This window comes from Streptomyces sp. NPDC002133, assembly GCF_040296405.1.
In the GTDB taxonomy this organism is placed as follows: Bacteria; Actinomycetota; Actinomycetes; order Streptomycetales; family Streptomycetaceae; genus Streptomyces.
The window spans coordinates 371,386-394,583 of the sequence record NZ_JBEOXF010000002.1 but is presented as its reverse complement, the minus strand read 5'-3'; the positions used below and the strand labels follow the sequence as shown (position 1 = coordinate 394,583).

24 protein-coding genes and 2 pseudogenes are annotated in these 23,198 nt (G+C 70.6%); 3 read left to right on the top strand and 23 right to left on the bottom strand.

The annotated features are described in order from the left end of the window. Positions 1–355: 355 nt before the first annotated feature. Positions 356–1,168 carry a hypothetical protein gene (locus ABT078_RS04200; RefSeq protein ID WP_351223554.1) on the top strand — a complete coding sequence of 271 codons (813 nt, stop codon included), beginning with the start codon at positions 356–358 and terminating at the stop codon, positions 1,166–1,168. 178 nt (positions 1,169–1,346) lie between these two features. On the opposite strand, the gene ABT078_RS04195 is transcribed toward ABT078_RS04200, so the two are convergent. The 5 genes from ABT078_RS04195 to rpsB form a co-directional block, all read right to left on the bottom strand. After that, the gene (locus tag ABT078_RS04195) at positions 1,347–2,507 is read right to left on the bottom strand and encodes a phosphatidate cytidylyltransferase (protein WP_351223552.1); all 1,161 of its coding nucleotides are present in this window, start codon (positions 2,505–2,507) and stop codon (positions 1,347–1,349) included. Continuing rightward, the gene (frr, locus tag ABT078_RS04190) at positions 2,507–3,064 is read right to left on the bottom strand and encodes a ribosome recycling factor (protein ID WP_093653660.1); all 558 of its coding nucleotides are present in this window, start codon (positions 3,062–3,064) and stop codon (positions 2,507–2,509) included. The genes ABT078_RS04195 and frr overlap by 1 nt, the downstream gene beginning before the upstream one ends. A 179-nt stretch (positions 3,065–3,243) precedes the next feature. Continuing rightward, positions 3,244–4,026: a UMP kinase gene (pyrH, locus tag ABT078_RS04185; protein WP_351223550.1), complete on the bottom strand. Its 783-nt coding sequence runs from the start codon at positions 4,024–4,026 to the stop codon at positions 3,244–3,246. A 158-nt stretch (positions 4,027–4,184) separates the two neighbouring features. Continuing rightward, entirely contained in the window at positions 4,185–5,021 is an 837-nt protein-coding gene (gene tsf / locus ABT078_RS04180; protein ID WP_351223548.1) for a translation elongation factor Ts, read from the bottom strand. Between the two features lie 97 nt (positions 5,022–5,118). Continuing rightward, the gene (rpsB, locus tag ABT078_RS04175) at positions 5,119–6,021 is read right to left on the bottom strand and encodes a 30S ribosomal protein S2 (protein WP_351223546.1); all 903 of its coding nucleotides are present in this window, start codon (positions 6,019–6,021) and stop codon (positions 5,119–5,121) included. 217 nt (positions 6,022–6,238) lie between these two features. Here rpsB and ABT078_RS04170 point away from each other — a divergent pair. After that, positions 6,239–6,673 (top strand): annotated as a pseudogene (locus ABT078_RS04170) (peptidoglycan DD-metalloendopeptidase family protein); the annotation flags it as partial. A gap of 439 nt (positions 6,674–7,112) precedes the next feature. Here ABT078_RS04170 and ABT078_RS04165 read toward each other — a convergent pair. The 18 genes and pseudogenes from ABT078_RS04165 to proS form a co-directional block, all read right to left on the bottom strand. Then, the gene (locus ABT078_RS04165) at positions 7,113–7,673 is read right to left on the bottom strand and encodes a TetR/AcrR family transcriptional regulator (protein ID WP_351223760.1); all 561 of its coding nucleotides are present in this window, start codon (positions 7,671–7,673) and stop codon (positions 7,113–7,115) included. Positions 7,674–7,767: 94 nt separating this feature from the next. Then, positions 7,768–8,604 (bottom strand): RNA polymerase sigma factor WhiG, encoded by an 837-nt coding sequence (whiG, locus tag ABT078_RS04160; protein ID WP_351223544.1) that lies wholly within the window; start codon positions 8,602–8,604, stop codon positions 7,768–7,770. 253 nt (positions 8,605–8,857) lie between these two features. Further along, positions 8,858–10,027, bottom strand: a complete 1,170-nt coding sequence (dprA, locus tag ABT078_RS04155) for a DNA-processing protein DprA (RefSeq protein ID WP_351223542.1) — start codon at positions 10,025–10,027, stop codon at positions 8,858–8,860. A gap of 154 nt (positions 10,028–10,181) precedes the next feature. Next, positions 10,182–11,813: a YifB family Mg chelatase-like AAA ATPase gene (locus tag ABT078_RS04150; protein ID WP_351223540.1), complete on the bottom strand. Its 1,632-nt coding sequence runs from the start codon at positions 11,811–11,813 to the stop codon at positions 10,182–10,184. After that, positions 11,813–12,190, bottom strand: coding sequence for a YraN family protein (locus tag ABT078_RS04145; RefSeq protein WP_351223538.1), 378 nt, complete (start codon positions 12,188–12,190; stop codon positions 11,813–11,815). The genes ABT078_RS04150 and ABT078_RS04145 overlap by 1 nt, the downstream gene beginning before the upstream one ends. Before the next feature lie 84 nt (positions 12,191–12,274). After that, a complete protein-coding gene (locus ABT078_RS04140) occupies positions 12,275–12,583 on the bottom strand; it encodes a DUF2469 domain-containing protein (protein WP_003993268.1) in 309 nt (102 codons plus the stop codon). 56 nt (positions 12,584–12,639) lie between these two features. After that, positions 12,640–13,272, bottom strand: coding sequence for an NUDIX hydrolase (locus tag ABT078_RS04135; protein WP_502981156.1), 633 nt, complete (start codon positions 13,270–13,272; stop codon positions 12,640–12,642). Next, positions 13,265–14,014: a signal peptidase I gene (lepB, locus tag ABT078_RS04130; protein WP_351223536.1), complete on the bottom strand. Its 750-nt coding sequence runs from the start codon at positions 14,012–14,014 to the stop codon at positions 13,265–13,267. Before lepB (ABT078_RS04130) ends, ABT078_RS04135 begins: the two co-directional genes overlap by 8 nt. Positions 14,015–14,102: 88 nt before the next feature. Then, a complete protein-coding gene (gene lepB, locus ABT078_RS04125; protein ID WP_351223756.1) occupies positions 14,103–15,173 on the bottom strand; it encodes a signal peptidase I in 1,071 nt (356 codons plus the stop codon). Continuing rightward, a pseudogene (gene lepB / locus ABT078_RS04120) lies at positions 15,112–16,149 on the bottom strand (signal peptidase I); the annotation flags it as partial. The pseudogene lepB (ABT078_RS04120) and the gene lepB (ABT078_RS04125), both read right to left, overlap by 62 nt. Beyond that, a complete protein-coding gene (gene lepB / locus ABT078_RS04115; protein ID WP_351223534.1) occupies positions 16,142–16,921 on the bottom strand; it encodes a signal peptidase I in 780 nt (259 codons plus the stop codon). The pseudogene lepB (ABT078_RS04120) and the gene lepB (ABT078_RS04115), both read right to left, overlap by 8 nt. 72 nt (positions 16,922–16,993) lie before the next feature. After that, complete coding sequence (gene rplS, locus ABT078_RS04110; RefSeq protein ID WP_351223532.1) at positions 16,994–17,344, bottom strand: 50S ribosomal protein L19; 351 nt, start codon at positions 17,342–17,344, stop codon at positions 16,994–16,996. A gap of 130 nt (positions 17,345–17,474) precedes the next feature. Further along, positions 17,475–18,296, bottom strand: coding sequence for a tRNA (guanosine(37)-N1)-methyltransferase TrmD (gene trmD / locus ABT078_RS04105; protein WP_351223530.1), 822 nt, complete (start codon positions 18,294–18,296; stop codon positions 17,475–17,477). Continuing rightward, positions 18,296–18,844, bottom strand: a complete 549-nt coding sequence (gene rimM, locus ABT078_RS04100; RefSeq protein WP_351223528.1) for a ribosome maturation factor RimM — start codon at positions 18,842–18,844, stop codon at positions 18,296–18,298. Before rimM ends, trmD begins: the two co-directional genes overlap by 1 nt. Before the next feature lie 76 nt (positions 18,845–18,920). Continuing rightward, on the bottom strand, positions 18,921–19,160 hold the full coding sequence (locus ABT078_RS04095; protein WP_033266910.1) for an RNA-binding protein: 240 nt from the start codon (positions 19,158–19,160) through the stop codon (positions 18,921–18,923). A gap of 2 nt (positions 19,161–19,162) precedes the next feature. Beyond that, complete coding sequence (gene rpsP, locus ABT078_RS04090; protein ID WP_351223526.1) at positions 19,163–19,606, bottom strand: 30S ribosomal protein S16; 444 nt, start codon at positions 19,604–19,606, stop codon at positions 19,163–19,165. 224 nt (positions 19,607–19,830) lie between these two features. Further along, complete coding sequence (locus tag ABT078_RS04085; RefSeq protein WP_351223524.1) at positions 19,831–20,460, bottom strand: hypothetical protein; 630 nt, start codon at positions 20,458–20,460, stop codon at positions 19,831–19,833. A gap of 244 nt (positions 20,461–20,704) precedes the next feature. Further along, a complete protein-coding gene (proS, locus tag ABT078_RS04080) occupies positions 20,705–22,120 on the bottom strand; it encodes a proline--tRNA ligase (protein WP_351223522.1) in 1,416 nt (471 codons plus the stop codon). Positions 22,121–22,330: 210 nt separating this feature from the next. Between proS and ABT078_RS04075 the strand changes: the two genes are divergently transcribed. Next, positions 22,331–23,179 (top strand): methyltransferase domain-containing protein, encoded by an 849-nt coding sequence (locus ABT078_RS04075; RefSeq protein ID WP_351223520.1) that lies wholly within the window; start codon positions 22,331–22,333, stop codon positions 23,177–23,179. Positions 23,180–23,198 lie beyond the last annotated feature (19 nt).

The window sequence follows — 23,198 nt, the reverse complement described above, 5'->3', positions numbered from 1 at the left end:
GCAGGGGCCGCGGTCCTGGGCTTCGACGGGCAGGGCCGCGGCCGCCGGTCGCACGTCCGACGGGTGATGCCGCGTCGAGGCGCCCGCGGGTTTCCGCGATGCGCCCGGCTTGGCCGGCCACCCCGACACACCGTCAAAGGAGCTTGCGGCGTGGCTGCGACCGTCTCGCTCGTCCCCTGTTCGCGCTGGTCCGTTCCGGCTCTGCCGGCAACGAGGTTCATTCGGCCTCACCTGCCGAACACGTCGGGCCCGGCGACGGGCCCGCGTCGCGCGGCCCGTCGCCAGGCGCGTCGCGCGGCCCGTCGCCAGGCGTCAGTCTGGAATCGAGGACTCGTGATCCGAATGGGGCCGTCGCATGAACGGTTTGGCCGATTCCGCAGGGGGCCGGTGGCTGGCCGGCGCACTCGAGAACCCCGTCGTGGGGATGGCTCCGTGGATCATCTTCTCGGTCGTCTCCGGAACCGGACGCTTCTGGCTCGCGGTGGGACTCGCCCTCGCCGTCTCGGTCGTTGTCGTCGTCGCGGGGCGGATCGTGCACCCCGGCGGCTCGTTCAAGATCCTCGAGGCGGCGGACGTGGCCGTCTTCGCGCTCCTCGCCATCGTCGGGGCGCTCGCCGACGAGGCCACCCTCCGGTGGCTGGAGACGTACGCGGACGAGGTCGCGAACATCGCCCTCGTGGTCATCGCCTTCGGCTCCATGGCCGTGCGGATGCCCTTCACCCTCCAGTACGCCCGGGAGCGGGTCGACCGCGCCCACTGGGACACCCCCGTCTTCAAGCGGACCAACTACGTGATCACCGGCGTCTGGGGGCTCGCCTTCCTGACGGCCGCCTTCGCGGGCGCATACGGCGATCTCGTACTGCACGATCCCGACAACGTCTGGACCGAGTGGATCATCCAGATCCTGGCGATCGCCGCCGCCGTCAGCTTCACCGAGTGGTACCCGGACTACGTGCGGGCCAAGGCACGCGGCCAGGACGGCCCGCCGGTCAGAGGGCTGCTGATCTCGCTGGCCGGACTGCTCATCCCGCTGGGCATCGCCGTACTGATCTTCGAGGACGACGAGACCTGGCTGGGCATCGCGTTGATCGTGGTGGGGATGCTGGCGGCGAAGGCGACGCCCAAGGCGGACAGCGAGCAGGCGTCGGACGACAGCCAGGTCGGATAGGACCGCGGGGGGCTCAGCGGGGCTGCGACGGCGCCATGACGAGGGGCTACGACGGAGGGGCTACGACAGAGGGGCTACGACAGAGGGGCTACGACAGAGGGGCTACGACAGAGGGGCTACGACAGAGGGGCTCACCGCCCGTCGGCGGTGAGCCCCTCCTCGTGCGTCCGCAGCGGCGTCAGCCGGAACCGACGAAGATCACCAGCAGCAGCCACACCACCGGCGCCGTCGGCAGCAGCGAGTCCAGCCGGTCCATGATGCCGCCGTGCCCCGGCAGCAGCGTGCCCATGTCCTTGATGCCGAGGTCCCGCTTGATCATCGACTCGCCGAGGTCGCCCAGGGTCGCGCTGACGGCGACCGCGAGCCCGAGCAGCACGCCCTGCCACCAGGTGCCGCCGTCGATCAGCAGCGGCATGCACAGCGCGCCCGCCGCCATGCCGAACGTCACCGCTCCGACCAGGCCCTCGCGGGTCTTCCCGGGACTGATCCGCGGCGCGAGCTTGTGCTTGCCGAAGCGCCAGCCGATCGCGTACGCGCCGGTGTCGCTGACCACGGTCAGCAGCAGGAACGTGAACACGCGTTGCGGCCCGTCGTCGGCGGTGAGCATCATCGCGACGAACGTGGCCAGGAACGGTACGTAGAACGCGGCGAAGAGCCCTGCCGTGACGTCCTTGAGGTAACCCTCGGGCGGTTCGGTCATCCGCCAGACCATCACCGCCAGCGCGGTGAGCGCCATGGCGACCCATGCGCCCTCGGCACCCCGCACGTAGCCGGCCACGATCATCGCCGCTCCGCCCACGGCGAGCGGCACCAGAGGAGCCTTGATGCCCTTGCGCTCGTCGAGCCGGGACGTCAGCTCCCACAGACCGACGACCACGGCGACGGCGATGACGCCGACGAACACGGCCTTGACGATGAAGAGGGAGGCGATGATCACGGCGCCGAGCCCGACACCGACGCCTATGGCGGCCCGCAGATCCCGGCCGGCGCGCTTCTTCTGCGGCGGCTGCGAGGGCTGCGGCGACTCCGGCGGCTGGGACGCCGCAGGCGGCGGAGGGGTGGGCATGGGCTCCTGCGGCATCTCTTCGCGGAACAGGGAGCCGCTCCACCGAGCGGCCCCCCGGTCGCGGTCGTCGCGGTGATCTCGGTGGTCGCGGTCCTCTGCGGCTCCACCCGCGTCGGGAACGTACGGCTCCGGCACGATGGGCATGGGCCGAGTGTGTTGGGCACCATGCTCATCGTAAGCGGGACCCGCCGGGGCGGCCCCCTGGTCGGGCGGCCCCCAATGACCGGGGCTGTAACCCGCGCGCGGCGGGGCCCCCCAGGAGGAGTCGTTCATCAGACCTCGAGCAGCTCGGCTTCCTTGTGCTTGAGCAGCTCGTCCACCTGCGCCACGTGCTTCGCGGTGGTGTCGTCGAGCTCCTTCTCGGCGCGGCGGCCCTCGTCCTCGCCGACCTCGCCGTCCTTGATCAGCTTGTCGATGGCCTCCTTGGCCTTGCGGCGCACGGAGCGGATCGAGATCCGGGAGTCCTCGGCCTTGCCCTTGGCGACCTTGATGAACTCGCGGCGGCGCTCCTCGGTGAGCTCGGGGAACACCACCCGGATGATGTTGCCGTCGTTGCTCGGGTTGACGCCCAGGTCGGAGTCCCGGATCGCCTGCTCGATGTTGCGCAGCGCGCTCTTGTCGAACGGAGTCACCACGGCCATCCGCGGTTCGGGCACCGAGAACGAGGCGAGCTGGTTGATCGGTGTCAGCGCACCGTAGTAGTCGGCCACGATCTTGTTGAACATCGCCGGGTGCGCACGCCCGGTGCGGATCGCGGCGAAGTCCTCCTTGGCGACCACGACGGCCTTCTCCATCTTCTCCTCGGCCTCGAGGAGGGTCTCTTCGATCACCACTTGCTCCTGCGTGTCTTGAGTAGGCCCGGCGTGTACGCGTGTCGGTCAGCTTGGCGCTTGCGAAACCACGTGACGCATACGAGTACGAGGCCGGCGAATCTTGGCGGCGCGTTCCCCTGCACGGTGTCCGACCGGCAGGGCTTTGTCCATCCCCACTGGGGGGGCGGTCGCCCGGATCAGGCCCGGGTGCCCTGGTCGCTCACGAGCGTGCCGATCTTCTCACCCCGGACCGCCCGCGCGATATTGCCCGCGGCAAGCAGTTCGAAGACGAGGATGGGCAGATCGTTGTCGCGGCAGAGGGTGATGGCCGTGGCGTCGGCAACCTTGAGGTTGCGGGCGAGCACCTCGCCGTACTCCAGCGCGTCGAACTTCACGGCGTCCGGGTTGCTCTTGGGGTCGGAGTCGTAGACCCCGTCGACGCCGTTCTTGCCCATGAGCAGGGCCTCGGCGTCGATCTCCAGAGCGCGCTGGGCCGCGGTGGTGTCGGTGGAGAAGTACGGCATGCCCATACCGGCGCCGAAGATGACGACGCGGCCCTTCTCCAGGTGGCGCACGGCCCGCAGCGGGATGTACGGCTCCGCGACCTGCCCCATGGTGATGGCGGTCTGGACGCGGGAGGCGATGCCCTCCTTCTCCAGGAAGTCCTGGAGCGCGAGGCAGTTCATGACCGTGCCGAGCATGCCCATGTAGTCGGAGCGCGCCCGGTCCATGCCGCGCTGCTGGAGTTCCGCGCCGCGGAAGAAGTTGCCGCCGCCGATGACGACCGCGATCTGCGCGCCCTCACGGACGACCGCCGCGATCTCGCGTGCGATGGCGTGTACGACGTCGGGGTCGACGCCCAGGCCCGTACCGCCGGAGAAGGCCTCCCCGGACAGCTTCAGCATGAACCGACCGGCCTTCTTGCCGGTGTGGTCGCTCTTGTCGTCGGCAGCCGGATTGGCGTCCGCGCCCTTGTTCATGGAGATCTCCTCGTGCACATACGAAGAAGGCCATTGCCGGTGGGTGCTGGTGTCCCTGCGGCAATGACCTCCTCGTCTGATCTGCGGTCGTCCGACGTCTACGCGGCCGACGACTGCTGGGAAACCCTAGCGGGCTCCCGTGTCGATCGCGTACCGGCTCAGATGCCGACCTTGATGCGCGAGAAGCGCGTCAGGGTGACACCGGCCTCGTCCAGGATCTGCTGGACGGACTTCTTGTTGTCGAGCGCGTAGGGCTGGCCAAGGAGCGTGGCCTCCTTGAAGAAGCCGTTGACACGACCCTCGACGATCTTCGGGAGGGCGGCCTCGGGCTTGCCCTCCGCGCGGGTGGTCTCCTCGGCGACACGGCGCTCGGACTCGACGACCTCGGCCGGGACGTCCTCACGGGAGAGGTACTTCGGCGCAAAGGCGGCGATGTGCTGCGCGACGCCCTTGGCGATCTCCGCGTTCGGCTTGTCGAGCTCGACGAGCACACCGATCTGCGGGGGCAGGTCGGGCATGGTGCGGTGCATGTACGCCGTGACGTAGGCACCGGAGAACTGCGCGAAGCGGTCCAGGACGATCTTCTCGCCGAGGTTGGCGTTGGCCTCGTCGACGTACGCCTGGACGGTCTTGCCGGGCTCGATCTCGGAGGCGAGCAGCGCCTCGATGTCGGCCGGGTTCGTCGCGGCGACGTGGGCGGCGAGGGCGTTGGCCACGGCCTGGAACTTCTCGCCCTTGGCGACGAAGTCCGTCTCGCACTTCAGCTCGAGGATGACACCCGAGGTGTTGTCGTCGGCGATCAGGGAGACGACGGCGCCGTTCTCGGCGGAGCGGCCCTCGCGCTTGGCCACACCCTTCTGGCCCTTGATGCGCAGCGCCTCGACGGCCTTGTCGACGTTGCCCTCGGCCTCGTCGAGCGCCTTCTTGCAGTCCATCATGCCCGCGCCGGTGAGCTCGCGGAGCTTCTTAACGTCAGCGGCGGTGTAGTTCGCCATGTCTGTGAATCTCTCTGAAGTCGAAGAGTCGAACGATCTACGGGCCGACGGCGGGGGCTTCATGGGCCCCCGCCGTCAACTTCCGAAACCTGCGGTGTCAGGCCTGCTCGGCGTCCGCAGCCGGCGCCTCGGCAGCGTCCGCAGCCGGCGCCTCGGCCGGGGCCTCGGCAGCGTCCTCGGCCGGCTTCTCGGCCTCGGCGGCCGGGGTCTCGTCGGCCTTCTTCTCGCCCTCGAGCAGGTCGCGCTCCCACTCGGCCAGCGGCTCGCCCGCGGCCTTGTCGCCCGGCTTCGAGTCACCGGTGGCCACGCCGGAGCGGGCGATGAGGCCCTCGGCGACGGCGTCGGCGATCACGCGGGTGAGCAGCGTGACGGAGCGGATCGCGTCGTCGTTGCCCGGGATCTTGTAGTCGACCTCGTCGGGGTCGCAGTTGGTGTCGAGGATCGCGACGACCGGGATGTGGAGCTTGCGCGCCTCACCGACGGCGATGTGCTCCTTCTTGGTGTCGACGATCCAGACGGCGCTCGGCACCTTCTGCATCTCGCGGATACCGCCGAGGGTCTTCTCCAGCTTGGCCTTCTCGCGGGAGAGGACCAGGAGCTCCTTCTTGGTGAGGCCGGAGGCGGCCACGTCCTCGAAGTCGATCGCCTCGAGCTCCTTCAGACGCTGAAGGCGCTTGTAGACGGTGGAGAAGTTGGTGAGCATGCCGCCGAGCCAGCGCTGGTTGACGTAGGGCATGCCGACGCGGGTGGCCTGCTCGGCAATGGCCTCCTGCGCCTGCTTCTTCGTGCCGACGAACATGATGGAGCCGCCGTGCGCGACGGTCTCCTTGACGAACTCGTAGGCGCGGTCGATGTACGACAGCGACTGGAGCAGGTCGATGATGTAGATGCCGTTGCGCTCGGTGAAGATGAAGCGCTTCATCTTCGGGTTCCAGCGACGGGTCTGGTGACCGAAGTGGACGCCGCTCTCCAGCAGCTCCCGCATCGTGACGACGGCCATGGCCGTATCTCCTTGAGTTTCTCGGTTATGTCCTGACGCCCCGACGCGCCGTGCCACAAGGGACCGAGGAGCGCGGCCACCGACCGAGGTTGGAGGTGGTGGCGGGGCGTGCGAAGTCGACCCGGTGACCCGGATCGCCAGAAGAAGTGTACGGGACCGGCGCGGTGCCGGGTGACGGCGCTGTCCACAACCGGCCGGTTGTCCACAGATCCCGAGCATGATCAGCGGGATCGGGCGATGGTGCGCGACGGTCGGTGTCATGAATCGGGTACGTGTGGTGACGGTCGCGGTGGTGGCCGCTGTGCTCTGGGTGCTCGGGGGAGGCGTGGCCTCGGCCGGTGACGGCGCCTGGCCCGTGGGTCCGCCGCGGCCTGCGGTGGTACGGGGCTGGGAGCCGCCGCCCACTCCGTACGGGCGGGGGCACCGCGGCGTGGACCTGGCGGCGCCGCCGGGTACGGAGGTGCGGGCCGCTGCGGCGGGCCGGGTGTCGTTCGCGGGTGCCGTCGCGGGCCGCGGGGTCCTCTCGATCGACCTGACGGGTACGGGCGACCCTCCCCTGCGGACGACGTACGAGCCGGTGCGCCCGCTGGTGCGCACGGGCGCCGAGGTGGCCGTGGGCCAGGCGGTGGCGGTCGTGACCGAGGGTCCGTCGCACTGTCCGCAGGGCTGTCTGCACTGGGGCCTGCGCCGCGAGGATGCGTACCTCGACCCGTTGTCGCTGCTGCCGCTCTCGGAGCTGCGCCGAGGACCGTCCCGGCTGCTTCCGGTCTTCGGGGTGGCCGTGCCGGGGTCGGGGTCGCGGTCGGGATCGGTGGGCGCGGTTGAGGCGGCCGCGGCAACCGGCGCGGGCATCGGCTCGGTCCCGGCGATGGCGCTGGCCGCGGCGGCGGTCCGGTTCCACCGGGCGCTCGGGCGGGGGTGCGGCGGCAGGTACGGCGGGCGCGGGCTGTGCGGACGAAGGGAACGGGGCCCGAGCGGCCCGGTGCGAAGGACGACACCGGTGAGCGCCCGCTCCTTCTGCCTCGTCAGGGCCGGGCCCGCAGGCGCAGGACCATCGACAGGGTCCGCGGCCTCCCGTTTGCCCCGTGGGCTCAGTCGCCGCGGACGCCCCGGAGGGCCATCGACACCGCGGCCTCGGCGATGTCGGAGGGGTCCTCCGCCGCGCCGAGTTCGATGCGGCGGACAGCGGCATCGACGACGCCTTGGAGGAGCATCGCGGCGAGGCGGGGCTGCTGGTGGCCCAGCTCCCCGAGGGCCTCGACGATCATCGCGACGAGGCCGCCGTGTGCCGCGCGGATCTTTTCGCGGGCGCCGGCGTCGAGCTCGCTCGCGGAGATCGCGACGACGGCCCGGTGGCGCCGGTCGCCGACGAGGTCGAGCTGCCGGCGGACATAGGCCTCGACCTTGCCCTCGGGCGTCCCCGCTCGCTCCATCGCGGCTTCGACCTCGGCGGCCCAGACCGGGAAGTCGACCGCGCACAGCTCTTCGACGACTGCGGCACGGGAGCGGAAGTACTCGTACACGGAGGACCGGGCCAGGCCTGTGCGTTCGGCGAGGGCGGGGAAGGTCAGGGCCTCCGTACCGCCTTCGGACAGCAGGGAACGCGCGGCATCGAGCAGGGCGCCGCGCTGCATGGTCCGGTGCTCGGCCACGGAGGCCGCTCGAATCCTGGGCACGGGTCCACTTTACGGGCGCTCTCCCGCGAGCGGGCGGGTGCTGAGACGATTCAGTGGCCCTGGGCACGTGTCAGCGGCCGACGTCCGCCAGCTTCGCCCTGAGCTGCAGCACCGACTTCGTGTGGATCTGACTGACTCTGCTCTCCGTGACCCCGAGGACGTTGCCGATCTCGGCGAGGGTGAGGCCCTCGTAGTAGTAGAGCGTGACGACCGTCTTCTCACGGTCGGGGAGGGTGTTGATCGCGCGGGCGAGGAGCCGCCGCAGCTCCCGGTCCTCGGCGACCTCCACCGGGTCGTCCGCGGCGGTGTCCTCCAGCGTGTCCATCAGACTGAGCCGGTCGCCACTCTCGCCGCCGACATGCAGCAGCTCCTCCAGGGCCACCACGTTCGCCAGGGACAACTGGCTGAACACCGCGTGGAGTTCCTCCAGCCCGATGCCCATCTCCGCGGCGACCTCGCTCTCGGAGGGGGTACGCCGCAGCTGCGCCTCCAACGTGGCGTAGGCGCGCTCGACCGCCCGCGCCTTCTGCCGCACGGAGCGGGGAATCCAGTCCAGCGCACGGAGTTCGTCGATCATGGCGCCCCGGATGCGGGTGATCGCATACGTCTCGAACTTGATCGACCGCTCGATGTCGAACTTCTCGATCGCGTCGATGAGCCCGAAGACCCCGGACGAGACGAAGTCCGCCTGCTCGACGTTGGACGGCAGCCCCACGCTCACCCGGCCCGCCACGTACTTCACCAGCGGTGAGTAGTGCAGGATCAGCTGCTCCCGCAGCCGCCCGTCGCCCGTCGCCTTGTACGACCGCCACAACTCGTCCAGCGACGAGGGCGCGGGCGGCCGGACGTCGCCACGTGCAGCTGGGGGCACTGCCGCGCGGTCAGACCCGGAGGTGTGCTGGGGCATGCGTTGCCTTGAGCCGTTCTGCTGTGGGGTGTGAAGGGACGGGTTTCTGGGCGGATGGCTGGGCGGTGAACCTCGTGAGCGTAGCGTGACTGGGCTGTTGCGGTGCGCGAAGACCGGTGGATGGCGTCTGTGCGGGTACAGCCCGTCGGCCGCACCGTCGAACGAGGGCCGACGCCGCATGCGCCGGCCCTCCTGGTGCCGCCAGGGAGCCGCGAAGGTCACCGGCATCACCTTTTCACCCGAATGCTCCAGGTCAAGCACCGCCTCGCCGGATGTTCGAGGGGTGCAGCGCGGACCTGACCAACTGCCAGCCGTCGCCGTGCCGTTCGACGAACCCCAGCGCATGCAGTTCGTACAGCCTGCCGAGCGCCTCGTCCGTCGTGACCCCTGCGCGGCGGGCGATGTCGCGTCCGTCGAGGACACCGTGGGCCGGGAGCGCCTCCAGAACGTGCGCCTCGGCGGGTCCGAGGAGGTCTCGGGGAAGCACGGGTCCGCGGCGCTCCGGGGCGAGGTCCCCGATGTCCCCCACCAGCTCCGCGACTTCGTCGGCGTCGCTGACGAGCACGGCCTCGCCCCGCAGGAGTTCATGCACTCCTGCCGAGAGCCCGCTGGTCACCGGCCCGGGAACACCCATCGTGAAGCGACCGAGGCGCTGCGCGGCGCGCGCGGTGACCAGCGAACCACTGCGGTATTCCGCCTCCACGACGACGGTGCCCCTGGTGAGGGCGGCAATGACGCGGTTGCGCAGGACGAACCGGCTGCGCGTCGGGTGGCTGCCGGGCGGCAACTCGCCGATCACCAGCCCCTGTTCCGCGATGCGGCCGATCAACTCGGCATGGGAGCGGGGATAGACGACGTCGACCCCGCAGGCGAGCACCGAGACGGTCGCACCCCCGGCAGCCAGAGCGCCTCGGTGGGCGGCAGCGTCGACGCCGTGAGCAGCACCGGAGACGACGACCCAACCACGCTCGGCGAGCCCGGAGCCGAGCCTCGCGGCCATGTGAGCGCCGTACGGTGTGCAGGCACGGGCGCCCACCACCGCGACCGAGCGCAGCGCCCATATCCGCAGGTCGGGACGGCCCCGGACCCAGAGCCCGACGGGTCTCGCGTCCCCGAGGTCATCAAGCTGGCGCGGCCACTCCGCGTCACCCGGGGACAGGAAGCGCCCACCGGCCGCCGCCACCGCCTCGAGATCGCGCTCCGGGCGGACTGCCGCCGCCCGCGTCCGGTAACCCTCGATGCGCCGCTCCCCCGCCCCGGGCAGCATCCCTTCGGGGAGCCGGGGTGCGGTGAGGCGCGCCATGAGCTCCACTGCGCCGTGCTCGCGCAGCCACCGGCCGCCGTGTTCGTCACCCGGTTCGACGACCCGGGTCAATGCGGCGCGCGCCAGCCGCTCCTCGTCGTTGACGCCACAGCTGGTCATGCCCGGCCCCCGCTCTGCCCGCCGGGCCGGAACCCCCGTCGCGGGCTGCCGCCAGGCACCGCGACGGGACGCACCGCGGTGCGAGGCACAGCCGCACCACCAGGGCGCCCGGGCCGGGTCCCGGGCCCACCCCTGTCCCAGGTGCCGCGGCCCGTCACGGTGTCGCTCCGACCACCACCGGAGCGCCCCTGGCGATGCCGGTCCGCAGTTGCAGGGCGAGGGCGACATCGTGGGCGGCGGGGCGGTCGCGGCCGGCGAGATCGGCGATCGTCCAGGCGACGCGGAGAACGCGGTCCATGCCCCGCGCAGTGAGCAGGCCGCGCTCCATGTCCCGCTCGGCGGCAGCGAGCGCGCCCGGTGCCGGCTGCCAGCGGGTGCGGAGCTCATGGCCCGGCACCTCGCTGTTGACGCTCCACGGGGTGCCGTCCAGCCGTGCGGCGGCCCTCACCCTGGCCTCGCGGACCCGATCGGCGACGGTCTGCGTGGTCTCCCCTCGTCCGCCCTGCCCGAGCAGATCGGAGCGGCTGACCGGCTCGACCTCGACGCGCAGGTCGACCCGGTCGAGCAGTGGCCCTGACAGCCGCGCCTGGTAGCGCCGGATCACCGACGCGGGACATTCACACCCTGCGCCGTGCAGGGTGTGCCGCCCGCATGGGCACGGGTTCGCCGCCAGGACCATGAGAAACCTGGCGGGCAGTCGCACCACTCCCGCGCTCCGCGCCACGACCACATGCCCGGACTCCAGCGGTTGGCGCAGAGCGTCCAGCACCCTGGCGGAGAACTCCGGGGCCTCGTCCAGGAACAGCACACCCCGATGGGCCAGGGACACCGCTCCGGGCCTCGGCAGCCCCTGCCCGCCACCCACGAGGGACTGCATCGTCGCCGAGTGGTGCGGGGCGCAGTACGGCGGTGTGCGCACCAGGGGCTCGCCGGGCGGCAGGATGCCCGCGACCGAGTGGACCCCGGTGACTTCGAGGGACTCCTGCCGGGTCAGTGGCGGCAACACCCCGGGCAGCCGCTCCGCCAGCATCGTCTTGCCCGCGCCCGGCGGGCCCTGCAGCAGCAGATGGTGGGCTCCGGCCGCCGCGACCTCCAGGGCCGTGCGGGCGGCGTGCTGTCCGGCCACGTTCGCCAGGTCCGGCCAGTGGCTCTCGCCGTCACCGGCCGCCGTGCTCGGGGCGAGCCCTGTGCCGACCCCTGCTCCCGGCACCAGAAGCCCGGCGAGCATGGCGTCCGGCCGGCCGTCGGCGTCCGGCTCCTCCTCGGGCACCGGCTCGTCGTTCAGCACGGCGATCAGCTGGCGCAGGCTGCGCACACCGAGGACGGACACGCCCGGCACCAGCGCGGCCTCTCCCGCCGTCCGCTCGGGGACGACCACCTGCTGGTACCCCGCCTCGGCGGCGGCGAGGACGGCGGGCAGCACTCCGCGCACCGGGCGGACCCTGCCGTCGAGTCCCAGCTCCCCGATGAGCACCAGATCGGCGATCGCCCTCGGGTCGATGCGCTCCGCCGCGCCGAGGACCGCGCAGGCGACGGCGAGGTCGAATCCGCTGCCTCCTTTGGGCACGGAAGCGGGGCTCAACCCCACCGTGAGCTTCTTCTGCGGCCATTCGGCGTCGGAGTTGGCCACGGCCGCCCTGACCCTGTCGCGGCTCTCGATCAGGCTCTTGTCAGGCAGTCCGACGAGGGCGAACGTCGCGACGCCCGGCTCCAGGTCGGCCTGGACCTCGACCACCACGCCTTCGACGCCGACCAGTGCCACCGAGCACGTACGCGCGAATCCCATCAGGCCACCCCCCGCGCATGCTCGACGCGGGGCGCGCCTCTCCGGGGCACGACCACCCCGACGAGATCGATCCGCACTCCGCCCGGCGGGGGTCCGCCGTGGTGGTCCACCCAGCACGCGGCCAGCCGTCGGAGCCGGTCCGCCTTGGCGGGTGTGATCGCTGCCATCGGATGCTCGAAGGCCCCGGTCCCCGGCGGAGCGCCCCTGCGGGTCTTCACCTCGCAGACGACGACGGCATCGCCGTCCCGGGCGACGATGTCGATCTCGCCGGTCCGTCCACACCGCCAGTTCCGTGCCAGCACGGCCATTCCGGCCTCGGTGAGCCGACGTGCCGCCAGCTCCTCGCCGTACCGCCCCAGTGCCCCCGTCGCGTTCATCTCGGCACCACCTCCGGCACCGACTCTGACGCGTCACTCCCCAGCTGGTGGATCTTGGTGGACAACCTGCCCGTTGTGGATAACTCAGCCACTCGGAAGTTCGAGGTCGCTCTTGTTCAGCTCCTCGATGTTCACGTCCTTGAACGTGAGTACGCGCACCTGCTTGACGAATCTGGCCGGCCTGTACATGTCCCAGACCCAGGCATCCGCCATCGAGACCTCGAAGAAGACCTCACCCTGGACCGAGTGCACCTGCATCTCGTAGTCATTGGTGAGATAGAAGCGACGCTCGGTCTCGATCACGTATTTGAACAGACCGACGACGTCTCGATACTCCCGGTAGAGCTTCAGCTCCATCTCGGTCTCGTACTTCTCGAGGTCCTCGGCGCTCATGGCATGTTCCCCTTCAGCCGTGCGTCCCCCCCATTGTGCGCCAGCCGCCCGCACCCCTAGGCGATTTCCGGGGCCAGGACCACCGGCGTACTCGGAGGACCCTCGTCGAGCAGCGTGCGCAGCAGCTCGGCGAGTCTGGTCGGGTACACCGTCTCACGCGCCGCTGACAGTTCCGCGGAGGTCCACCACCTCAGGCCGGCGACGCTGCGCTGCTCAAGCCCGGTGAGTCCGCCGAGGCTGGTCGCGGTCTGCCCGGTTCGGGCCACGTAGTACCACTCGTCCTGGTCCCAGCGCCGCCCGTCGAAGGGGAACGAGCACTGGCGCTGCCACACCACCGGCCCGAGATCGACGTCTGTGATTCCGGTCTCCTCGGCGAGCTCGCGCAGTGCGGCCTCCTCCCGGGTCTCGTCGCCTTCGATGCCGCCGCCGGGTGTGAACCACCAGGTGTCGTCGGGATCGTCCGGTTCGTGCCCGTGCATCAGCAGAATGCGGTCCTCCGGATCGAGGAGGATCACCCGCGCGACCTTCCGCAGCTCCTTCGCCGACAAGGGGTCAACGCCCTGACCAGCCCCGTCGGCCCCGCTGACGCCGTCGGCCTCCACCGCGTCACCGGCCCCGGGCTCCTCGACGACCTCAACCAGCTCCGTGCCCGGATCCGTGACCGGATCCGACCCTGGCCCCTCACGCATCCGCCGTCACCCTGTCCCGCGCCCCGCGCCCCCCGCGTCGCCCGAGGACCGCCGCGACCGGCCCGTATGCCGCGCCCCCCAGGATGAGCGCGACGCCGAGCGCCACGGAACCGACGACGAGCTTCACCGGCCCCGGCTGCGACACTCCACCCGACAGCGCGGCGAAGCCCGCCGGCCGCTCCACCAGGCCGCCCAGCGGCCATGCCACGGCGTCCAGCCGGGCGCTCACGGCCGACCTCGGCACCGACCCCTGTCCCGGGTCCTGCAGATGGACCCGGGAGTCCAGGGAGCCCATGCGCTCGTCGCCGAGAAGGAAGAGCTGCCCCTCGGGCACGGTGGCGTTGAACGCGGTCGGTGACGCCGGGCCCTTGGTACGCAGATAGGGTTCTTCGACCGCCTTGCCGTTGATGGTCATACGGCCGTCCGCATCGCAGCACGCGATCTTGTCACCGCCGACCGCGACGACCCGCTTCACCATCGGCATGTCGCCCCACACCTTGTCGGTGAAGACCACGACATCGCCGCGCCGCACCTCGGAGCCGTCGATCCGCTGCGCCAGCACCCGGTCACCCGCCTCGACGGTCGGCGACATGGAGTCGGTCGGCACCGTGTACGGCTGGTAGACGACGGCTCCCCAGACGAAGCCTCCGAGGAAGAGCACACAGCCGACGGCCACGGCCAGCCCCGACAGCGCGCTGCCGAGACGGCTGCGGCCGCCTTGTGTACGTCCAGTTCCGCTCATCCCAGCGCTCCCCATCCTCGGAGATCGACGATCGCTGATCCGAGCCGCACCCTACCCGCCGGTCCGCCCGCGGGTCAGCCCTCAGCTGTCACCGAGTGCCCTGACCTGCGACGAGCTTCCTCCGACGCAGCACGACGACCGGCACCGCACCCGCGAGCCCCAGCGCCCCCGGTGCGACAGCCGCAGCCGCGGCGCCCGAGACCGGGGTCGAGGCTCCGGCCGCGGCCGCGGCGCCCAGGCCGGGCTGGTCGAAGGTGCTGGGCACGGGCAGCGTCGACCAGCGGCCGAGCGGCCAGGCCACCACGACCGCCCGGCCGACGACATCGTCGACCGAGACCGTGCCGTTGCCCGGGAGCTCCTGGTGGTAGCGGGAGTCCAGCGAGTTCTGCCGGTTGTCGCCCATGACCCAGATCCGGCCCTCGGGCACCTTGATCGGCCCGAACGGCTCGTCGTCGCAGGGAGTGCTGCCGGGGTGGATGTACGACGTCTCGTCGAGCACCTTGCCGTTGACGGTGACCTTTCCGCCCTGCTTGCACTCGACGGTGTCGCCACCGACCGCGATGACCCGCTTGATCAGGTCTTTCTCCTCTGCGGACGGCATGAGGCCGATGAAGCTGAGGAACTTCTGCACCACGTTCGGCTCGGGGGTCTGCGTGTTCTCCAGCCAGCCGCCCGGGTCGTGGAAGACGACGACCTCGCCGCGCTCGGGCTCCGCGCCGAACCATGGCGTCAGCTTGTCGACCAGCACGCGGTCGCCCCGCTGCAGGGTGTTCATCATCGAGTCCGAGGGGATCGAGAAGGCCTGCACCAGGAAGGTCTTGATCAGGAGCGCCAGGAGCAGGGCGATACCGATCAGCAGCGGCAGTTCCTTCCAGAACGACCGGTGCTTCGGCGCCGCGCCGCCGTCGGCCGACGATTCGTCGTCCGCGAAGTCGTCATCACCGGATCCGCCGCCGGAGGCACCTCCGCCCGACGTGGGGTCGTGGTCCGCGGGGCCACGGCCGCCGGGGCCGTCAGCCTTCCGGAAGGCGTCGCCGAATCCGCCGAATCCGCCACGGTTTCCCGAGTCTCCGGAGCCGCCAGGACCGGGGGGACGCTCCGTGAGCCGCTCGGGCCGCTCCTCCGGCTCGTCGCGTCCGGATCGTGCGCCGACCGCCAAATCCCCCACATCCACTCCTCACTCCGTGCGACCACCCGCGCCGAAAGCGGCGCAGGCCCATTACTCCCATAACGAGCGGGAGTTCCGCAGGGCTCGGGAGCAGGATCACTCCGTTCGGATCCCGGGAGGACACACTATGCGACGGGCCCTGTGCCGTGGTCGTCCCGGCACGCGCATCGGGGACCGAGGCGTACGTCTCCCGCTGTTCCAGCTTGCTCCAGTGGTCGAACGGCCACGCGATGAAGACCGCCTGGCCGACGACCTCCTCCTCGGACACCGTGCCACTGAACGGCTCCTGGAGATGCACGCGTGAGTCGGCCGAGTTGGAGCGGTGGTCCCCCATCACGAAGAGCCGCCCGGCCGGTACCTCCACCTCGAACCTGAGTTTGGAAGGTTCGTTTCCGGGATGCAGGTACGGCTCGTTCAGCGGTACGCCGTTGACGGTGACCCTGCCGTCCGCGTCACAGCACTTGACCGTGTCCCCGCCGACCCCGATCACCCGCTTGATCAGGTCCTGCTCGTCATCGGAGGGCAGCAGTCCGATAAAGGTCAGCGCCTGCTTGACCTGCTTGACGACGACCGGATCGTCCTTCTTGGGGGCCTGCTCCTGCCGGAGCCAACCCCCCGGGTCCTTGAAGACGACGACGTCGCCGCGCACGGGCTTCGAGCCGAACCAGGGTGTCAGCTTGTCGACCAGCACCCGGTCATTGATCTTGATCGTCTGTTCCATCGATCCGGACGGGATCACGAACGCCTGCACCAGGAAGGTCTTGAGCACCAGCGCGATCAGCAGCGCCACGGTGATGAGGAGGGGTATCTCCTTGACGGCGGAGCGCTGCCGCCGCCGCTTCACCTTGCGCGCCAGCTTGCGCCGCTCGGCCCGCCCCGGAAGAGGCCGCCCGCCGTCGGTGGGGCGCGTCCCGGTGGGCAGCCGTGTGTCGGACCGGTGGCTCGCGCGCCGTCCGCGGTTACCCATGGGGCCCGCCGGGTCCGGGTACGCGGTCGAAGGCGGCAGTCCGCTCCAGCGCGGACCAGCGGCCGGCCGGCCAGCCGATCCAGTCCGCCCGGCCGACCACCTTGTCGAGGGGCACCATTCCGCCGCCGGGCTCGCCGAGGTGGTCCCGGGAGTCGCGGGACGCACTGCGGTGGTCGCCCAGGACGAACAGGGTGCCTTCCGGTACGACAATGTCGAAGGGCACCCGGGACGGGGCGTCGCCGAAGTGGACGTAACGCTCTTCGACCTGTACGCCGTTCACCTCGAGTCTTCCCTCCTTGTCGCAGCACACGACCCGGTCGCCGCCGACGCCGACCACACGCTTCACGAAGTCGGTCTCGTCGGGCTCCGCCAGGCCCAGCGCCGCGGCCGCGCCCTGGACCAGCCCGGCGACCGCGTTCCCCTCAGGGGCTTCCCGGACGAATGATCCGGTGCCGTCGAAGACGACCACGTCCCCGCGCCGGGGCTCGGAACCGAAACGGTACGCCAGCTTGTTCACCAGGACCCGGTCGCCGACCTCCAGGGCGGGCTCCATCGAGGTGCTGGGAATCAGGAAGGGCTGCACCACGAAGTGACTCAGCAGCAGCAGGAAGACGCCGCAGCCGACGCCGAGCAGACCTGCCCGCCGCAGCGAGAGTCCGGTCGGCGCGACGCCGGGAATGCGCGCGGAGCGCGACCCCTCCTCCGCCCCGGGCCCTTCGGTCCCTGATGCGGAAGAGCGGCCACGCTCCGTGTGCTGTGCTTCGGTGTCCATCGGGGCCAGATGCTATCCGGCCGCCATAAGAACCGTATGAGGCCGAAGCCCCGCGCGGGTGTGAGCCGGAGCTCAGTTCTCGCGCTTCTCCTTGATCTTCGCAGCCTTGCCGCGCAGGTCGCGCAGGTAGTACAGCTTGGCGCGACGGACGTCACCGCGGGTGACGAGCTCGATCTTCTCGAAGATCGGGCTGTGCACCGGGAAGGTGCGCTCGACGCCGACGGAGAAGGAGACCTTGCGGACCGTGAAGGTCTCGCTGACACCGGAGCCCTGGCGGCGGATGACGACGCCCTTGAACTGCTGGATACGGGAGCGGTTGCCCTCGATGACGCGAACGTGGACGTTCACGGTGTCACCGGGACGGAACGCGGGGACGTCGGTCCGCAGCGAGGCGGCGTTGACGGAGTCGAGCAGGTTCGACATGTTCGGCTGCTTTCTTCGCCGATGCCACAGGTCATCAGCGGTGGAGGGATCAGGATTCAGGGGCCGCGTCGTCGGAGCGGGCGTCGTGTCCCCCTGTGGCAGGGGCGCACGCCGGACGCACGGCAGCGGCCTATTCTTCCACGGCCTGCGGCCTGCGCCAAAATCGGCCGTCGGGCGAAGGTGCCCAGCCCAGGATGGAGAGGATCTCCCGGTCCTTCTTGTCGAACTGCGACGAGTCGCAGCGCTCGATGAGATCGGGCCGGTTCTCGGCCGTGCGCCGGAACGCCTCGTCCCGCCGCCAGCGTGCGATCTTTCCGTGGTGCCCGCTGAGCAGGACGTCCGGGATGCCCTGGCCACGCCACTGAGGTGGCTTGGTGTAGACGGGCCCCTCGAGGAGGTTTTCCATGGCACCGGGCGCGAAGGAGTCGTCGCGGTGCGACTCGGCGTTCCCGAGGACGCCCGGCAGCAGCCGGGCGACCGCCTCCGTGATGACGAGTACGGCCGCCTCGCCGCCGGCCAGGACGTAGTCCCCGATGGAGACCTCGTGGACCGGTATCCGGGTGGCGTACTCGTCCATGACGCGCCGGTCGATGCCCTCGTACCGGGCCGGGGTGAAAATCAGCCACGGCCGCTCGGACAGCTCGACGGCGAGTTCCTGGGTGAAGGGCCGCCCGCTGGGCGTGGGGACGATCATCACCGGGCCGTGCGCCCCGGCCTCGTAGCCGTCGGCGAGCGTCTGGTCGAGCGCGTCGCCCCAGGGCTCGGTCTTCATGACCATGCCGGGGCCGCCGCCGTACGGGGTGTCGTCGACGGTGCTGTGCCGGTCGTACGTCCAGTTCCGCAGGTCGTGCACGTGGACGTCGAGCCGGCCGCGGGCGCGCGCCTTGCCGACGAGGGAGACGTTCAGCGGCTCCAGGTACTCGGGGAAGATCGTGACGACGTCGAGCCGCATCAGGTGCCGTCCTCGTCGCGGGAGGAGGCGATCTCGGCGCGGTCGTCGATGAGCCCGGGCGGGGGATCGATGACGGCCTTCTGCTCCTTCAGGTCGATCTCGGTGACGATCTCCTCCACGAAGGGGATCATCACCTCGCTGCCGTCGGGCCGCTCCACGATGAACAGGTCCTGCGAGGGCAGATGCGAGATCTCGGTGATCCGGCCGATCTCCGTGCCGTCGGCGAGGACGACGTCCAGATCCATCAGCTGGTGGTCGTAGTACTCGTCGGGCTCCTCCGGCAGTTCGTCCGGGTCGACCTCGGCGATGAGCAGGATGTTGCGCAGGGCCTCGGCGCCGGTGCGGTCCCGTACGCCCTCGAAGCGGAGCAGCAGCTTTCCGCTGTGCACCCGTCCGGTCTCGATGGTCAGCGGTCCGGCGGAGGCCGGGTCGGTGCCCAGTACGGCTCCGGGGGGGAGCCGCAGTTCCGGCTCGTCAGTACGCACCTCGACGGTGACCTCGCCCTTGATGCCATGGGCGCGGCCGATCCGCGCGACTACCAACTGCACGCTTGCTCCTGTCATACGACGACGGGCCGGGGCGGGCCGTAAGCCCTCCCCGGCCCGTGCCGGTGTTCCGATCGAATCAGTGGACCTGGTCCACGTCGACGAGGTCGACACGGATGCCACGGCCACCGATGGCGCCCACGACGGTGCGCAGGGCGCGTGCGGTGCGGCCGTTGCGGCCGATCACCTTACCGAGGTCGTCGGGGTGCACCCGGACCTCCAGCACACGCCCACGACGCAGAGTGCGCGAGGCGACCTGCACATCGTCCGGGTTGTCGACGATGCCCTTCACGAGGTGCTCGAGAGCCTCCTCGAGCATGCTCAGGCCTCGGTCGACTCGGCGGGAGCGGCCTCGGCCTCGTCCGCCTTCTTCTCGGTCTTCTTCGCCTTCTGGGTGATGGCCTCACCCTTGCCCTCGTCGCCCTCGAGCGCCTTGGCGAAATCGTCGAAGGAACGACGCCTGTCTTCCTTCGTCGCCGGGGCCAGCAGCGGCTTCTCCGGGGCCGGCAGGCCCTTGTGCTTCTGCCAGTCGCCGGTGAGCTTCAGGATGGCGAGAACCGGCTCGGTCGGCTGGGCGCCGACGGACAGCCAGTACTGCGCACGCTCCGAGTCGACCTCGATGCGCGACGGGTTGTAGGTCGGCTGGTACAGACCGATCTCCTCGATGGCCCGGCCGTCACGGCGGGTACGGGAGTCGGCGACGACGATGCGGTAGTGAGGCGAACGGATCTTGCCCAGACGCTTCAGCTTGATCTTGACTGCCACGGGAGTGGGATCTCCTGGTTTTGACGTGGTTGGGCACAACGAGATGCCGCGTGGGGTTGCGGACCCGATGGCCCGATGGACGCGTCAGCCGGAGGAGAGAGGGGTCCTGTGCGACTGTCGAGTACAGCTAGACATTGTGCCACACGGATCCGCCCCTCAGACCCGGCCCGGTCGGCCCCCCGGCCGGGGCCCGGCTCCCTCCCGCGGCTCGGGGAGCGGCCGGGTCAGCCGGCAGCGGCCACCGGCTCCGGAATACGGAACGGCTTCCCGCAGCCGCCGCAGACGATGGGCGCCTGGGCGAGGACCGACGGCACCACTCTGACGTTGCGGCCGCAGTCGCAGACCGCCTTCACGCGCACGCCGCCGCCGGAAGAGCCGTGCCGGGCGGCCGGGCCCCGGAAGCTCCGCTTGGTGTCGGAGGCCGTCGCGACCGAGTGCGCGGCGAGGGCGCGCTGAAGCCGCTCGATCGTCGGGCGATACCGCCGCTTCGCCTCGGGATCGAGCGTGACCAGCGAGAAACCGCTGCTCGGGTGCGGCTCCTCGGGGTGGTCCAGGCCCATCTCCTCGGCGATCGCCAGGAACCGGCGGTTGTGGTAGCGGCCGGCGCGGGAGGTGTCACGGACCCCTCGGGCGGCGGCGATGCCGTGGACTGCCTCATGGAGCAGTCGCTCGAAGGAGAGCTCGTGGCCGCAGGCGGACGAGGACTCTCCGATCAGGGACTCTGGCGCGGCAAGATCCGGCAGCTCGGGGTGGTGCCGCTGAATATCGGCCCACGCCTGTGCCAGCTCTGCGGCGAGAACAGGTGGTGTCGTGCTCACGTCGTGATAACGAGGCCGACGGCCCCCGGGTTCCATTCCGGGGCATCCCAAATATTTTGCACTTACCCGTCAGTTGCCATTGATGCGTGGCGACGAGGGCGGGTGCGCTGATCTGCGGAGAAGTGTCACAGCTCACATCAAGGTGGTACGTAGTGCGGCGTACGCCTCGGCGCGTAGCCGGACTCCGCACGCCGGGCGGGAGTGGCCGCCCGAGGCGCGGGCGACGGGCTGGGCTCACGGGCCCGAAGGCGCCGGCCGGTGTCGGACGTCAGGTCGGACGTCAGTAGGCGCGCGCGACGATCGCGAGCGTACCGGGGGCGTCATCGGCATCCGGCACCGACCCGTCCTCGGCGACCAGACACCGTACGGACACGGCCTGATCGGCGAGCACGGCCTCGCCCTCGGTGCCGAGCGTCGCCCACGGGATACGCGCCCAGCCGCCCGCGGCCGCGGCCTCGGCGGCCTCCTCGATCGTGGTCACATCGGCAGTACGGGTCTCTCGGCGTTCACGCGATTGGCTCAGCAGCAGCGCCTGGTCGTCCTCCAGGAGCTTGGGCAGCAGCCCGGTGAGCGCGTCGACGGCGACGGGCTCCTTGCCCCCGGGGATGCGGCGGGCCAGCATCGCCGTACCGCTCTCCAGGTCGCGCGGGCCGACCTCGATCCGTACGGGCACGCCCTTCAGCTCCCAGTCCACGGCCCGGCGGCCGAAGGGGGTGTCGGTGCGGTCGTCGACCTGGACCCGGATACCGGCGGCCTTCAGCCGGTCGCCGATCTCACGCACCTTCGCCAGCACGGCCTCGTCTCCCTTGATGGCGAGGACGACGACCTGGACCGGCGCCAGCCGGGGCGGAACACGCAGCCCGTTGTCGTCGCCGTGCGACATGATCAGGCCGCCCACCATCCGCGTGGAGGATCCCCAGGAGGTCTGCCAGGCCAGCTCCTGCTTGCCGTCCTTCGACAGATACGTAGTGTTGAAGGCCTTGGAGAAGTTGGTGCCGAGCTCATGGCTCGTGCCCATCTGCAGGGCCTTGCCGTCGCCCATCATGCCTTCGAGCGTGAGGGTGTTGATGGCGCCGGCGAAGCGCTCCCTGGGCGTCTTGCGGCCCAGCACCACGTCGATGCCGAGGACGTTCACCATGAAGTCGGCGTAGACGTCGCGGTGGATGTGGGCGGCGTAGTCACGTGCCTCTTCGTACGTGGCGTGCGCGGTGTGACCCTCCTGCCAGAGGAACTCGGTCGTGCGCAGGAAGACCCTGGGGCGCATCTCCCAGCGGACCACGTTCGCCCACTGGTTGATGAGCAGCGGCAGGTCGCGGTAGCTCTGGATCCACTTGGAGAAGTAGTCGTTGATGATCGTCTCGGAGGTGGGGCGGACGACGACCGGCTCCTCCAGCTCCTTGCCCCCGCCGTGCGTGACGACCGCGAGCTCGGGGGCGAAGCCCTCGACGTGCTCGGCCTCCTTGGTCAGGTACGACTGCGGGATGAAGAGGGGGAAATACGCGTTGGACGCTCCCGCTTGCTTGATGCGGGCGTCCATCTCCTGCTGCATCCGCTCCCAGAGCCCGTACCCGTACGGACGGATCACCATCGTGCCGCGCACCGGGCCGTTGTCGGCGAGCTCGGCCTTGTTGATCAGATCCTGGTACCAGCGGGGGAAGTCCTCGGCCCTGGGCGTGAGAACGGGTGCCTTTGCCATGGCGGGAATCGTACGGCGGCTGCACCCTGGATGGGGAATCGTTCCGGGCGCGGGGGCGCACGACCGGGGCACGTCAGGCTTTGCGGCGCGACCCCTGGACGTACGGACGGATGCGGAGTTCTCTGGCATACGGGGGAGCAAGAGCGCACGTACACGGGGGGCCGTCAATCCGGGCACTTCTGACCTCTCGGCTGATTGGGGCGCTTTTCGATGGCACATACGCTCGTCAGACACCACCCGCGTACGGCCGCCGCCCCGGCGGACACCGTGGCGCGCGCCCGCGACTGGGCCGAGATCCAGGAGCGGATGCTGGTGCCCCTCTACGAGGCGGTGTACGAGCACGTGGAGGTCGGCAAAGGCTCCGAGCTGCTGGGACTCGGCTGCGGCTCGGGCCTCGCCCTGCTGCTGGCCGCGGCACGCGGGGCGCGCGTCACAGGAGTCGACACCGACCGTGTGCGGCTCGCGCTGGCGCGCGAGCGGCTGCTCGCGCCGGAGCCCGGCCGGTCGTGCGAGGAAGGGACGCGGCTGGTGGAGGGTGGTCCCGAGGAGGCGGCCGATCCCACGCGGCCCCGGTTCGACGTGATCACGGTTTTTCAGCCGATCGGGTGTACGGCCGGTGACTCGGAAGGCCTCGTGCCCGCGCTGCAGGCGGCGGTTCCACTCGCCGAGCGCGGCAGCCCCGTCGTGCTGGCGAGCTGGGGACCGCCCGAGCGGTGCGCCACTTCGTCGGTGCTGCGGGTCGCGAGCCGGCTCACCGAACGTCTGCGCACAGGCGGTGGCTGGCGCCCGACGCGGCGGGACGACCTGGAGGACGTCGCGACCCGTGCGGGCCTGAAGCCGGACGGCTCCGGCCGGGTGGCGTGCCCCTTCGGCTACGCGGACCTGGAGAGCGCGGTGCGAGGGCTGCTGTCGACCGGGCTGTTCGACGCGGCGGTGCGTGCGACGGACCAGGCGCAGGTGGAGAAGGAGGTCACCGAGGCGCTGCACGCGCATGTGCGGGCCGACGGGACGGTGTGGATGCCGAACGTCTTCCGCTATCTGATCGCGCGCACGCCGTAGGAGCCCGGGCCCGGGGGCT

Excerpts from the sequence above, each read along its gene's own strand:
- ABT078_RS04200 (WP_351223554.1), top strand. The coding sequence starts at position 356 with ATGAACGGTTTGGCCGATTCCGCAGGGGGCCGGTGGCTGGCCGGCGCA.
- ABT078_RS04195 (WP_351223552.1), bottom strand. The coding sequence starts at position 2,507 with ATGAACGACTCCTCCTGGGGGGCCCCGCCGCGCGCGGGTTACAGCCCC.
- pyrH (WP_351223550.1), bottom strand. The coding sequence starts at position 4,026 with ATGAACAAGGGCGCGGACGCCAATCCGGCTGCCGACGACAAGAGCGAC.
- tsf (WP_351223548.1), bottom strand. The coding sequence starts at position 5,021 with ATGGCGAACTACACCGCCGCTGACGTTAAGAAGCTCCGCGAGCTCACC.
- rpsB (WP_351223546.1), bottom strand. The coding sequence starts at position 6,021 with ATGGCCGTCGTCACGATGCGGGAGCTGCTGGAGAGCGGCGTCCACTTC.
- whiG (WP_351223544.1), bottom strand. The coding sequence starts at position 8,604 with ATGCCCCAGCACACCTCCGGGTCTGACCGCGCGGCAGTGCCCCCAGCT.
- dprA (WP_351223542.1), bottom strand. The coding sequence starts at position 10,027 with ATGACCAGCTGTGGCGTCAACGACGAGGAGCGGCTGGCGCGCGCCGCA.
- ABT078_RS04150 (WP_351223540.1), bottom strand. The coding sequence starts at position 11,813 with ATGGGATTCGCGCGTACGTGCTCGGTGGCACTGGTCGGCGTCGAAGGC.
- ABT078_RS04145 (WP_351223538.1), bottom strand. The coding sequence starts at position 12,190 with ATGAACGCGACGGGGGCACTGGGGCGGTACGGCGAGGAGCTGGCGGCA.
- ABT078_RS04140 (WP_003993268.1), bottom strand. The coding sequence starts at position 12,583 with ATGAGCGCCGAGGACCTCGAGAAGTACGAGACCGAGATGGAGCTGAAG.
- ABT078_RS04135 (WP_502981156.1), bottom strand. The coding sequence starts at position 13,272 with ATGCGTGAGGGGCCAGGGTCGGATCCGGTCACGGATCCGGGCACGGAG.
- lepB (WP_351223536.1), bottom strand. The coding sequence starts at position 14,014 with ATGAGCGGAACTGGACGTACACAAGGCGGCCGCAGCCGTCTCGGCAGC.
- lepB (WP_351223534.1), bottom strand. The coding sequence starts at position 16,921 with ATGGACACCGAAGCACAGCACACGGAGCGTGGCCGCTCTTCCGCATCA.
- rplS (WP_351223532.1), bottom strand. The coding sequence starts at position 17,344 with ATGTCGAACCTGCTCGACTCCGTCAACGCCGCCTCGCTGCGGACCGAC.
- trmD (WP_351223530.1), bottom strand. The coding sequence starts at position 18,296 with ATGCGGCTCGACGTCGTCACGATCTTCCCCGAGTACCTGGAGCCGCTG.
- ABT078_RS04095 (WP_033266910.1), bottom strand. The coding sequence starts at position 19,160 with ATGCTCGAGGAGGCTCTCGAGCACCTCGTGAAGGGCATCGTCGACAAC.
- ABT078_RS04085 (WP_351223524.1), bottom strand. The coding sequence starts at position 20,460 with ATGGAACCCGGGGGCCGTCGGCCTCGTTATCACGACGTGAGCACGACA.
- proS (WP_351223522.1), bottom strand. The coding sequence starts at position 22,120 with ATGGCAAAGGCACCCGTTCTCACGCCCAGGGCCGAGGACTTCCCCCGC.
- ABT078_RS04075 (WP_351223520.1), top strand. The coding sequence starts at position 22,331 with ATGGCACATACGCTCGTCAGACACCACCCGCGTACGGCCGCCGCCCCG.